This window comes from Amycolatopsis sp., from assembly GCF_025464955.1.
Classification (GTDB): Bacteria; Actinomycetota; Actinomycetes; order Mycobacteriales; family Pseudonocardiaceae; genus Amycolatopsis.
The window spans coordinates 1-11,834 of sequence record NZ_JAODNM010000141.1 but is presented as its reverse complement, the minus strand read 5'-3'; the positions used below and the strand labels follow the sequence as shown (position 1 = coordinate 11,834).

The following is an 11,834-nucleotide window of genomic DNA, read 5'->3' as shown; positions in this document are numbered from 1 at the left end:
CAGCAATAAGGCGCGTGTGCAGGGAGGGCACTTTTGTACACAAGTGCCCTCCCAGGACGTGGGGGCCGGCTCAGGTGCGGGGTGAGGCCCAGGTGGTGGAGGCGTAGACGACGATGTTGTCACGGTAGGAGCGTTTGGCGGCGTCGAAGCTGCCGCCGCAGGTGATCAGCCGTAACGCGCTGCCGGGCGCGGGGCCGTAGACGGAGCTCGTGGGGAACGCGTCCTTCGGGTAGCGCTGGACGCTGTCGACGGCGAACGCGACGATCCTGCCGTCGGAACGTCGTACGGTCACGGCGTCGCCAGGTCGCAGGTCGCGCAGCTTGAAGAACACCGCGGGCCCACTGCGGGAGTCGACGTGCCCGGCGATGACGGCCGGACCGGGATCACCCGGCACCGGCCCGCCGGCGAACCAGCCGACGTGCGCGAAATCCGTCGGTGGGTCGAGTTCGCCCGCGGCGCCGAGCGACAGCTGTTCGAAGAACGTTTCCGTGACCCCGATCGCGGGGATGGACAAACCCACCGGACGGACGTCGGCGCGCGGCGGCAGCGGCAGCGGACCTGCCGTCGACACCGCCGCCGGCCGGGGCTGGGGCTGGGGCGCGGCGGGAACCGCGGCTGCGCAGCCTCCGACAACGAGAACAGCGACAGCAGCGAGCACGACGTAACAGCCCAGCCCCGCGCGGCGGACGACCTCAGCGGGCACGGGCGAACCGGCGGCGCGCGACGACACAGAACGTGCCGGAACCAGCCACCACCACGGCGAACACGACGGCCCAGTCCAACCAGTCCATGGGAGCCGGACCAGGCTGCTGCGGCGCGGTGCCACCACCACCGGTCTCGACACCGAGCTTGGGCGCGTCCGGCAGGGTGGCGCCGTCCGCGATCGACTCACTCTGCAAGCCGCCGCCGGGCTTCTGGGTCACCAGCACGGTATTCACCGAGCCGGCGCGGACATCCACCGAAGTCGGTGACGAAACCGCCCCTGACGTCAACTGCAGCGGCCAGCGACCCTCGGGGACGTCTATGTACGGCGTCGCCACGCCGTACATAGCGTCCTTGATGATCGTCAGCCCCTTCGGTCCGGTGACCGTGACCGGCGAGACCGCGGCCGAACCCTGCACCACGCGGACACGGCCGTTCCCGGCGGTCGGCGGGGTCAGGTCGTCGGTGACCATGTCGCCCTGCAGCGTTCCGTCGGGCCCATTCGCGAAAACCAGCAGCGAATACGCCGTCGCGCCCACCACCGAGATGGTCGCGGTGAGCGCCGGCGGCGACGCGGCATCGGCGTCCGCCGGACGCATCGACAGCGTGTACTTCCCGGGATCCAGCGACGAGTAACCGGTGACGGCGCCATACCCGGCCTTGCGGATGACGACCTTTTCGGCCTGTCCGAACGGCGCGAAGTAGATGTCGACCGGTGGGGTCTTCGGCGAGAGGTGGCCGATCCGGATCCACCCGACCCCCGCGCCGGGTGCAGCCGCGGCCGCGCCGGTGGTGAAACCGCACAGCAGGGCGGCGACCGCGAGCGCGACGGTGAGTCTTCGGAGGTTCTGGCGGCGGGGAATCATGGTCGTACCTTTCAGGAGGTTTCGAACGGGGTAAGGAGACCGGCCGGGCACAGCGGCGGGTACGTGACAAGCACGCCGCCGGCGACGTTTTTGACCGAAGTGGGCCGGAATACGTCCCGCTGCCCGGTGAAGAAGTGCGCGATCGTGGTGGCATCGCCGGCGAGAACGGCTTGACGTCGCGGCTGGCTCGCCGCATCTTCACCATCGACGCCGGGCAGCGAGACGACCTGGACAGTTGTGGTGGCGGCGAACGCGGCGATCGTCGCGAGCAGCCGGGCGTCGACTCGGCCTTGCCGCAACAGCGCGGCGGTGTCCGGGCCTGCCTTGATCCGAGGCGAAACGGCCAGGATCGTGCCGGCGTTGGTTCGGGCGGTCTGTTCGACGTCTGGCGACGGGCTCGGCGACGCGTCGTCCGACGGCGTCATCTTGGCGATCTCCACCCGTCCGGATCCGGTGCCGAACATCGCGGCCGGTTCGGCGATAGCCAACTGGGACGTCAGCGCGGGGGAACTCGCCCTGGCCATCACCCAGTCGAATGCCGGGCAAGCAGGCGTGCAGGCCGACGGCAGGACCAACGACCCGGTGGGCCAACCGCCGGCGGCGAGCTGCGCCCAGCTCGCGTCATCAGTGAGGACGCGGGAGCCGGACTCGTTGTCCCGCAACCAGTCTCCCGCCTGGGTCAGCGGTTCCGGTGCGTGGCTGCCGAGGTTCAGGCTCGTGTAGCCGCTCGCCCAGCTGGTGGTCGTCGACATGATCACGAGGCAGGCGGCGATGATCACCGCAAAAGGCGGCCGACCGGAGGTGGTCCGATGCGCGGGCTGGGTCCTGGCTTCAAGCCCGGCCAAGACGACGCCGAGTACGAGCAACGCCGCCAGCGGCAGGATCGTCGTCAGTATTCCCGCGAGCGGCGCCCCTGGCCAGACCAACAGGCACAACGGCAGCAGCGCGCCGAGCGCTATCGGCCGCAACTTCGCGACACACAGACCCGCGATGATGGCGGCGAATCCGATACCCGCGAAAACCGGGTCCACTCGGAGCCAAGACCACAGCCCGTCCTGGCCGAACCCGGTCAACCCCGGCCGCAGAAACCTGGCGCCCGGACCGAAAGCCAGCCCCAGCCCCACATCGAACACGACCGCGACAGCGACCACGCGCACCGGCTCGCGGCGGCGGACCAGCAGCCACGCGACCGCGGGCGTCGCGGCGAGTACCACCGGCGACGTCAACACCGCGAGCAAGAGCAGTGCCGCGACGAGGAAGTCCTTACCCAGTCGCGGTTTTCGCTCGCGATCGCAGACAAGGACAAGTGCGGCGAGCAGCCACACGACGGCGATGTTCTCCGGCAGGACGCCGTGTTGCAGACTGACGGCCAGCGGGGACACGGCGACCACGACGACCGCGGAAGTGGCGGCCCAGCGCGGGAAGTCCAGCCGCCTGGCCAGCACCCACAGCAAGGCCGCACTCGCGACGGCCGCGACGACCATCGCCTCCCGCGCGGCCGCGACGGCGCTGCCTTCCCGTTCGAAAGCCTGGGTCAGCACGGTGTAGCCGGCGAGTTGCCACCAGGCGACCGGACTGGATCCGACTCCGCCGCCGGGGAATGCGCCCAAATGGCCTAGTGCGAAAACCCGTGCCACAGCAGCGTATTCGCCGCCGGTGGCGGGCGCGGACAGCGCGAGGGACACGACGCGCAGGCCGCCGGTCAACGCGAGCAAGGCCAGCAGTACGTCGACCGAGCGCAGACTGCGGACGGCCGGAGTTTCCGGACGCGCGAGAGCCACCATGGGGGATCGGTCCGGAAGCGTGGCCCCCCAGCTGTGCTGGGTCATTGGGAAAAGAGTAGTCCGGGAAGGCGCCCGTGACGGCAATTGACGAGCGAGTCACCAATACGGCCTATTCACGCTCGGTAAGCGAATGGGTGTTACCGAATTCTGGGATCAATTGCGTTGCAGGGCAGTCACTTTCACGCCGTTAATCCGTCTGCGCCGAGTACCAGCCGCACGCAGTGCGCGACAAGCCTTTCGCGCGAGACGTCGAGGCTTCCGTTGAGGTAGGCGATGAAGACGTTGCCCAGCGCGCCGACGAGCCCGACGGCGGTCAGCATCCGATCGACGTCGTCGCCGCTCGACAGTTGCTCACGCACCAGGGCGGCGAAGGCGGGCAGCAGCTCGACGCCCCGCTGGCTCAACGCCGGATCCGTCAACGGCGCCAATAGCAGCACGCTGCCTTTGCGCGGGTCGTCGACCATCAGCTCCACGAACGCGGTGACGGCGGCTTCGGCGCGCGCTGCGGGTTCGGGTGCTTCGCGGACCGCGTCGAGTAGCGCTTGGTGCGCTTGCGCACCGACGTGTTCGTACACGGCGAGGACGAGTTGCTCGCGGTCGGCGAAGCTCTCGTAGAAGTACCGCTCGGTGAGCTTGGCGTGCCGGCACACCGCGCGGACGCTCACCGCGGCGCTGCCGGTGGTGCCGAGCAGGTCGAGTCCGGCGTCGAGCAGCAGGCGGTGGCGGGCGGCCTTCCGGTCGTCCAGGGTGGTGCCCGCCCAGGTCCGGCTCGGTGTCGACATCGGGTGCTGCTCCCTCAAGCTACTGGCGGGTTGACTACAGGCGTTGTCAACCATACCCTGGCCGCCAGGTGACAACAGCCGTAGTCAGTTGAAAGAAGGCGACGATGCCGGAACCTGAGCCACTCGGACCCGACTCCCTGACCTGGAAGTACTTCGGCGACTGGCGCGGGCTGCTGATCGGCCTGTGGGCGGGTTCGATGCAGAACATGCATCCTGGGCTCGGCGCCGGCGTCGAGCAGCACTCGCAGTTCTTCGCCGAACGCTGGCAACGGCTCTTCCGCTCGCTCTACCCGATCGGCGGAGTCGTGTACGACGGCCCGCGCGCTCACGAGACTGCTCTGCAGGTCCGGGGGTACCACGACCGGATCAAGGGCGTCGACTCGCGCGGCCGCCGTTACCACGCGCTCGACCCTGAGACGTACTACTGGGCGCATTCGACGTTCTTTGTCAGCACGATCCTCATCGCCGACAACTTCATGGGCGGCATCACCGAAGCCGAGAAGCGGCAGTTGTTCTCCGAGCACGTCCAGTGGTACCGGCTGTACGACTTGAGCATGCGCCCGGTGCCCGAGACCTGGGAGGACTTCCAGCTCTACTGGAAGCGCATGTGCACCGAGGTCCTGGAGGACAACAAGGCGACCAGGGACGTCCTGGATATCCGGGACATCGCCAAGCCGCCCTTCCTGCCCTGGCTGCCGGACGCCGTGTGGAACCGAGCGGTGGCGCCGCTCGTCGCGCGCAACTTCGTCTGGATGACCGTCGGCATGTACGACCAGCCGATCCGGGACCTGCTCGGTTACAGCTGGTCAGCGCGAGACGCTCGACGGCACCGCCGGGTTGGGGGGATGATCAACCAGGTCTTCAAGCTCGTACCCGGGAATCGCCGCTACCATCCGCGGGCACGGGCCGGTTGGCAGCGCGCTCGTGGCGAGACGGCCGAGGGCGCGCCGCTGGTCGAGACGCCGCCGCGCAACCTGCCGCCGCTGGGGGAGCGCGACAACCCGATGCACTACTCGCCGCGTGTGTAAGGAGCCCCCGTGAAGCTCGGCTTTCACCTCGGATACTGGTCGTCCGGTCCGCCCGCGGGGGCGCTGGAAGCGATCGTGCAGGCCGAGCAGCTCGGGTTCGACTCGGTGTGGACGGCCGAGGGTTACGGATCCGACGCCTTCACCCCGCTCGCCTGGTGGGGAGCTTCGACGAGCCGGATCAGGCTGGGCACGAACATCGTCCAGATGGCCGCGCGCACGCCGACGTCGACGGCGATGACCGCGCTGACCCTCGACCACCTGTCCGGCGGCCGGTTCGTGCTCGGGCTCGGCGCGTCCGGGCCGCAGGTCGTCGAAGGTTGGTACGGGCAGCCGTATCCGAAGCCGCTCGCGCGGACCAGGGAGTACGTCGACATCGTCCGACAGGTCCTCGCGCGCGAAGCGCCGGTGACCCACGACGGCGAGTTCTTCCAGCTGCCGCTCGATGGGGGCGCGAGGCTCGGCAAGCCGTTGAAGTCGACCGTGCACCCGCTCCGCAAGGACCTGCCGATCCATCTGGCCGCCGAGGGCCCGAAGAACGTGGCGCTGGCCGCCGAGATCTGCGACGGCTGGCTGCCGCTGTTCTTTTCCCCCAAGACCAACGGTTTCTACCGCGATGCGCTCGCCGAAGGCTTTGCCCGCCCGGGCGCCAGGCACACCGCGGACGACTTCGAGGTACCCGCGTCGGTGCCGGTCATCGTGCACGACGACGTCGAGGCCGCCGCCGATTTCATCAAACCCTCGCTCGCGTTGTACATCGGAGGGATGGGCGCGAAGGGCGTCAACTTCCACCACGACGTCTTCGCGCGCATGGGTTACGAGGACGTCGCGAACCGTGTGCAGGAGCTGTACCTGCAGGGCCGCAAGGCCGAAGCCGTCGCCGCCATCCCGACACGCCTGGTCGAGGACACCGCCCTGATCGGCCCAGCCGCGAAGATCCGCGACGAACTCGCCGCGTGGGAGGAGACCGTCGTGACGACCCTGCTCGTTCGCGGCGACGCTGCCACCCTCCGAGCCGTCGCCGACGCGCTGTCGTAGCGCGGACCTCTGCGGACGCTTGTCCTCCATGAGACTACGGCGAGCACGATCAAGTCCGTGGCCCCATCGATCGTCCCTGGACTTTTGCAGATCGAGGGCTACGCCCGGGCGATGATCGGCCTGGTCGACGGCCGTAGCCAAGCCGAGATCGACTCGTGGGTGGATGTCCGGATGGAGCGGCAGGCCGTTACCAAGAAGTGGCGACCGCCTACCTTTACGTACTTCCTTTGCGAGTCCGCGTTGCGTTGTCCGATCGGCGGCAACCCGGTGATGAACGAGCAGATGCTGCATCTGGCCTTCCTCGCCGGTCGCCCGCAGATGACCATCCGGGTGGTGCCGTTCTCAGCAGCCGCTTACGCGTCTGCGATGGGCGAGTTCACATTCATGGACTTCGCTGATCACGGCCGTGTGGTTTACCTCGTGAATATGCTCGCGGGGCTTTTCGTGGAGAGCGCAGAGGACGTTGCTGTAACTCGGGCAAACCTGGAGCGAGTCGCATGGGACGCACTGAGTGAGGAAGAATCGCTGGAGTTCCTTGCGCAGGTGGCAAGGGCCTACGACCGGCAGCCCGACGAAGGAGCCCAATGACCGCCGAGCGGCGTGCTACGACGTGGCAGAAGAGCACCCATAGCAACCCGAACGATAACTGCGTCGAGATCGCTCTCGCCTCCGCTGAAGTGGGCATCCGCGACTCCAAAGCGCCCGGCGCAGGTGCGCTCAGCGTGTCCCCGAGGGCCTGGCGCACGTTTCTCGTGAGGGCATCCGAGGGCTGATCCGGGCTCCGCGACTCGCCGCGTTCGGCCCGGTACCGGCTGTGCATTACGACGGTGGCACGATTCCTCCCGTTCGCACCCGGCGAACACCCAAGATCCAATACTGGGTGCCGTCACCGGGGAACCACGCCAAGGAGGATCATGGCCACGCTGCCAGCCCGGACGTTGCCGGCCAGGACGAGACTGCTGTACTCGTTCGGCTCATTCACCACCGGCTCGTTCGGTACCGTCCCCGGGCTCCTCCTGTTGCCCTACCTCACCGACACCATGGCCGTGCCCGGCGTGGCGGCCGGATTGATTGTGCTGGTCCCGAAGGCGTGGGACGTCGTGTTCAACCCGATCGCGGGCCGTCTGTCCGACTCGAGTCTGGCGAAGCGAGGGAGCCGTCGTCGGTTCCTGCTCTTCGGCGGGATCGGCGTCGCCGTGCTCTTCGCGGCGTTGTTCGCCCACCCCGGCTTCGGCAAGGTCGGGCTCGACGCGACGTACGTGGTCGTCGCGTTCTTCCTGTGCGCGACGGCGTACGCCTTCTTCCAGGTTCCGTACAACGCGCTTCCGGCCGAGATCACCGACTCACCCGACGAACGCACCAGGCTGACGAGCTGGCGGATCGGCATCCTGGCCGTCGCGATCCTGGTCGGTGGTGGCGGCGCGCCCGCGATCACCGACTCGATCGGTGGCGTCACCGGCTACCGGGTGATGGGCGTCGTGGTGGGCCTGATCATCCTCGGCGGGACGCTCGGCGTGTTCTACGGTCTCCGCGGCGCGCCCGTGGGATCCCTTCGGCCCAACACCGTCGGTCGCAAGCAACTGCTCGCGACGATGCGCGCGTGGCGCCCGTTCCGCTGGTTGCTCGGCGTGTACTTCGTCCAGGCGCTCGGGGTCGGCACGGTCCTCGCCGGCATCAGCTACTTCGCGCGGAACGTGCTCGGCAGCGCGAGCTACCAGAGCATCCTGTTCGCCGTGTTCGTCGGACCGGCACTGCTGATGATGCCGGTGTGGCCGAGGATCGGCCGCCGGTGGGGCAAGCTCGCCGGGTTCCGGATCGCGACGGTGGCGTTCGCGGTCGCGTTGGTCGGGATGCTAGGCGCCCGGATCTTCCCGGCCGGGCTGACATTTGTCTTTTCGGGGCTGGCCGGGATCGGCTACGCCGGGATCTCCGTGTTCCCGCTGGCGATCCTGCCTGACCTGATCAGCGCCGAAGAGGAACGCACCGGTGAGACGCGCGCGGGCGTAGCCGCGGGTGTCTGGACCGCGTCGGAGACCCTCGGCCTCGCGCTCGGGCCTGGCCTGTTCGGGCTGATCCTGTCGATCGGCGGGTACGTGTCGAGCAAGGACTCGTCCGCGGTGCAGACCCACGGCGCGGTGACGGCGATCCTCATCGGCTGCACGATCGTGCCCGGGGTGTTGATCGCACTGGGCATTCCGCTGCTTCGGAAGTCGGTACTGGGAACCGTTCAGTGACCGCCCTGCCGTCGGCGGGTGTGCCTGGCGACGACGTCCTCGCGGAGGTTCGCGCGCTGCGGAAGGCAGACGTGCCGACCCATGGCGGACGCACGTTGGCATACGTCTACGACAGCGGCCTCGCCGGCGTCGACGAGCTCGCGGCGGCTGCGCATGCGGCGGCGTCGTCGGCCAACGGGCTGGATCCGACGGCGTTCCCGAGCCTGCTGCGGATGGAGAACGACCTGGTCGCGGCTGCCGCGGGCCTGCTCGGCGGGTCCGCCGCCACGGTCGGCTCGGTGACTTCGGGCGGCACGGAGTCGTGTCTGCTCGCGGTGCTCGCGGCACGGAACGCGCGGCGGGAGGTCGTCTCGCCGAACGTTGTCCTCGCGTCGACCGCACATGCGGCGTTCCATAAGGCCGCGCACTTCTTCGGGGTCCGCGCGGTGCAGGTGCCGGTGGACGCGGAGACGTTCCGGGCGGATCCGGCGGCGATGGCGGCGGCGATGGACGAGTCGACCGTGCTCGTGGTGGCGAGCGCGCCGTCGTACGCGCACGGGGTTGTCGACCCGATCCCGGAGATCGCGGCGGCGGCGTCGGCGCGCGGGGTGCGCATGCACGTCGACGCGTGCATCGGCGGCTGGGTGCTGCCGTATCTCGCGAGGCTGGCGGAGCGGGTGCCGCCGTTCGACTTCCGCGTCGCGGGCGTGACCAGCATTTCCGTCGACCTGCACAAGTACGCGTACTGCCCGAAAGGCGTCTCGGTGCTGCTGCACGCCGACGACGAACTGCGCTTGCCGCAGTACTTCGCGAGCGCGGACTGGCCCGGCTACACGATGCTCAACACGACGTTGCAGTCGACGAGGTCGGGCGGTCCGCTGGCCGCGGCGTGGGCGGTGCTGCGGCACATCGGCGACGACGGCTACCTGCGGCTGGCGAGCGACACACGGGACGCCGTGCGGACGATCCGAGCCGGAGTAGGTGCTATCGACGGCTTGGCGGTTCTCGGCGACCCGGATTCGACGTTGATCGCGATGCGCTCGACCTCACCCGATTTCGACCTGTTCAGCGTCGCGGACGAGATGCGGAGGCGGGGTTGGTACACCCAGCCGCAGTTCGCGCACCAGTCGTCGCCGGTGAACCTGCACCTGACGATCACCGCGTCGAACCGCGGGAACGAACGCGAGTTCCTCGACGACCTCGCCGCGTCGGTCACCGCCGCCCGAGCCGCCGGCCCCGTCGCGGTCCCGGCGGAACTGGCCACCTACCTGGCCTCGGTCGAACCGGACGCGCTCACGCTGGCCGAGATCAAGGCGTTGGCCGCAGGTGCGTCGATCTCTGTCACCGGCGAACCCGCTCCCATGGCGGGCATCAACGCCCTCCTCGCCGAAGCCCCGACGGCGTTGCGAGAGCGCCTCCTCCTCGGCTTTCTCAGCTCTCTCTACTCACCCTGACCCCCGCCCAACGACCGCAACTCGACGGCGACTTGCGGTCTCTTGGAAACTGAGAGACCGCACAAAAGCGCAAAGTGCGTGCCGTTGGGGGTGACCCGACTAGGGCTGGCGGTAGAACTCCTTGGGGGCGGGCTCGCCGCGGAGTTCGGACAGGAGGTCGCGGACGCGGGTCATCGCCAGGTCGGTGACCTCGCGCAGGACCTGCGGCGTCATCGGTTCGCCCTGGTAGGCGGACAGGTCGAGTGGCTCGCCGACCAGCGTCGTCACCGTCTTGCGGGGCAGCGGCCGGAACTTGCCGTGGTAATGGTCGAGGATCTCCCGCGTGCCCCAGCGCGCGGCCGGGATGATCGGGACGCCGGTGGCGAGCGCGATGCGGGCGACGCCGGTGCGGCCCGCCATCGGCCAGCCGTCGGGGTCTTTGGTGATCGTGCCCTCGGGGTAGATCACCACGGTCCCGCCCTCTTCGAGCGCCTTCACGGCCTCGTTCATGCTGTCTGCGGCCTTCACGCTGCCGCGGTGCACGGGGACCTGATGCAGCCCGCGCAGGATGCGGCCGACGAAGAAGACGTCCAGCACCCCGGCCTTGATGAGGAACCTCGGCAGGCCCCGGTTCCGGTGGACGAACACCGCGTCCATCGGGCCGTCGAGGTGCGAGATGTGGTTCATGACCAGCAGCGCGCCGCCGGACTCGGGGAAGTGCTCAAGCCCGCTGGCGCGTCTGCGGCCAATCAGGAACGTCGCCGGGTACAGGATCCCCACCCCGATCGCGATCCAGAATCCAGTTCGTTCGCGCGCCATGTGCTCCTCGACCTCTCGCCTGACCGTCTTGACAGCGTAGCCAGCCACACGATCGTGGCTGCGCGTGCCGTAGATGTTCCGACCATGCGGCGGCCGATTTCGAGCCGCTGGGGGGATGCGCAGTTACGCCGTGACCGCGCCGAGCAGACGATCCACGGTGCCAACTGGTCCGAAGGCTCGGAGAGCGGCACCGAAACGGCGTTGGCGGCCTGGCTCGTACGTGCTCACACGATCGCTGTCGCGGACGCGGAACTTACCTGGTGGGAGCAGGCCGAAGCGATCATCGCCGAGCATTTCGACGGAAAGGCTGACTGATGTTCTCTCACGGCCACTGCCGTCGTAGTACGGTAGCGCTCTGTAAGCGGCTGGATACTCATAAGAACTACTGAACTTAAGAAGCGGTGCTACGAGTGAAGAAACGTAAGCTGCTGCTGTCGGGACTCGTCGTGGCGGTGGTCGCCGCCGCCGGGATCACGACGGCGGTGTTATCCACTCGCGGCCACGAGCCGGTGGCGAAACCCTGTGAGATCCCGAATTCGGTTCGGGTGCAACCGGTATCCGCGAAGACCGCGCCGGGTGGTGGCGGGATAGACGTCGAGGAGACGGGTGTCTCGTCCTCGGGTTTGGTGAGCATGGGAGCTGTCGTGCGCAACACCAGCGACCACATCGCCTACCGGACCAGGGTAATGCTCAAGGTGTCCGTCGCCTTCACTGGTCTGCCACCGGGACCTATGCAGGGCTCGCTGCTCACCATGGAGATCCCGGTGATGTTACCGGGCCAGCGCGTAGGGATCGGCAGGCCACTCGTCAACGTCAATGCGACGACCAAGGTGATCTCGGCCGATGTCGAGGCGCAAACGACTACGTGGTTGCCCAACGGTGCGCTGGGTGGATTCAGCCCGACGGCGGATACTTACGAGTCCATCAGCCGGGTCAAGTCGTCTTTGCCTGCTGATGCTGTCCAGTACACGGAAAATTCGACCAACTGTCGGGCGCTAGTGTCCTGCGCCGGAAATTCGTGAGAGATATCGTGCGAGGGAATCGGGAATCTCCTCCGCGGTCTTCTTCCACACGAACGGCTTCGGTTTCTCATTCCAGGTGTTGATCCAGGCGTGGACGTCTTTTTCCAGCGCTTGAACACTTTTGTGGACGCCGCGACGCAGGAGCTGGTC

At 68.2% G+C, this 11,834-nt stretch carries 13 protein-coding genes; 8 read left to right on the top strand and 5 right to left on the bottom strand.

The window, feature by feature from the left end; genetic code table 11:
- Positions 1–70: 70 nt before the first annotated feature.
- The 4 genes from JWQ81_RS36790 to JWQ81_RS36775 all read right to left on the bottom strand — a co-directional run bounded on the left by JWQ81_RS36790 (position 71) and on the right by JWQ81_RS36775 (position 4,134).
- Positions 71–703, bottom strand: a complete 633-nt coding sequence (locus JWQ81_RS36790; protein ID WP_297548999.1) for a class F sortase — start codon at positions 701–703, stop codon at positions 71–73.
- On the bottom strand, positions 693–1,568 hold the full coding sequence (locus tag JWQ81_RS36785) for a DUF4397 domain-containing protein (protein WP_297548997.1): 876 nt from the start codon (positions 1,566–1,568) through the stop codon (positions 693–695). The genes JWQ81_RS36790 and JWQ81_RS36785 overlap by 11 nt, the downstream gene beginning before the upstream one ends.
- Before the next feature lie 11 nt (positions 1,569–1,579).
- Positions 1,580–3,397: a glycosyl transferase gene (locus tag JWQ81_RS36780; RefSeq protein WP_297548995.1), complete on the bottom strand. Its 1,818-nt coding sequence runs from the start codon at positions 3,395–3,397 to the stop codon at positions 1,580–1,582.
- A gap of 134 nt (positions 3,398–3,531) precedes the next feature.
- The gene (locus JWQ81_RS36775; protein ID WP_297548993.1) at positions 3,532–4,134 is read right to left on the bottom strand and encodes a TetR family transcriptional regulator; all 603 of its coding nucleotides are present in this window, start codon (positions 4,132–4,134) and stop codon (positions 3,532–3,534) included.
- Positions 4,135–4,238: 104 nt separating this feature from the next.
- Here JWQ81_RS36775 and JWQ81_RS36770 point away from each other — a divergent pair, with 104 nt between their 5' ends.
- The 6 genes from JWQ81_RS36770 (at position 4,239) to JWQ81_RS36745 (ending at position 9,864) form a co-directional block, all read left to right on the top strand.
- Positions 4,239–5,162, top strand: coding sequence for an oxygenase MpaB family protein (locus tag JWQ81_RS36770; RefSeq protein ID WP_297548991.1), 924 nt, complete (start codon positions 4,239–4,241; stop codon positions 5,160–5,162).
- A 9-nt stretch (positions 5,163–5,171) separates the two neighbouring features.
- Positions 5,172–6,197: an LLM class F420-dependent oxidoreductase gene (locus JWQ81_RS36765; protein ID WP_297548989.1), complete on the top strand. Its 1,026-nt coding sequence runs from the start codon at positions 5,172–5,174 to the stop codon at positions 6,195–6,197.
- 9 nt (positions 6,198–6,206) lie between these two features.
- Entirely contained in the window at positions 6,207–6,785 is a 579-nt protein-coding gene (locus JWQ81_RS36760) for a DUF5753 domain-containing protein (protein WP_297549082.1), read from the top strand.
- The gene (locus tag JWQ81_RS36755) at positions 6,782–6,970 is read left to right on the top strand and encodes a DUF397 domain-containing protein (protein WP_297548987.1); all 189 of its coding nucleotides are present in this window, start codon (positions 6,782–6,784) and stop codon (positions 6,968–6,970) included. Before JWQ81_RS36760 ends, JWQ81_RS36755 begins: the two co-directional genes overlap by 4 nt.
- 141 nt (positions 6,971–7,111) lie before the next feature.
- The gene (locus tag JWQ81_RS36750) at positions 7,112–8,431 is read left to right on the top strand and encodes an MFS transporter (protein ID WP_297548985.1); all 1,320 of its coding nucleotides are present in this window, start codon (positions 7,112–7,114) and stop codon (positions 8,429–8,431) included.
- A gap of 20 nt (positions 8,432–8,451) precedes the next feature.
- Positions 8,452–9,864, top strand: coding sequence for an aminotransferase class V-fold PLP-dependent enzyme (locus JWQ81_RS36745; protein WP_297549080.1), 1,413 nt, complete (start codon positions 8,452–8,454; stop codon positions 9,862–9,864).
- A 99-nt stretch (positions 9,865–9,963) separates the two neighbouring features.
- On the opposite strand, the gene JWQ81_RS36740 is transcribed toward JWQ81_RS36745, so the two are convergent.
- Entirely contained in the window at positions 9,964–10,662 is a 699-nt protein-coding gene (locus JWQ81_RS36740; protein WP_297548983.1) for a 1-acyl-sn-glycerol-3-phosphate acyltransferase, read from the bottom strand.
- 84 nt (positions 10,663–10,746) lie between these two features.
- On the opposite strand from JWQ81_RS36740, the gene JWQ81_RS36735 reads away from it, so the two are divergent.
- Both JWQ81_RS36735 and JWQ81_RS36730 read left to right on the top strand, forming a co-directional pair.
- Positions 10,747–10,977, top strand: a complete 231-nt coding sequence (locus tag JWQ81_RS36735; RefSeq protein ID WP_297548981.1) for a hypothetical protein — start codon at positions 10,747–10,749, stop codon at positions 10,975–10,977.
- A gap of 95 nt (positions 10,978–11,072) precedes the next feature.
- The gene (locus tag JWQ81_RS36730) at positions 11,073–11,684 is read left to right on the top strand and encodes a hypothetical protein (RefSeq protein ID WP_297548979.1); all 612 of its coding nucleotides are present in this window, start codon (positions 11,073–11,075) and stop codon (positions 11,682–11,684) included.
- The last annotated feature ends 150 nt before the right edge of the window (positions 11,685–11,834 follow it).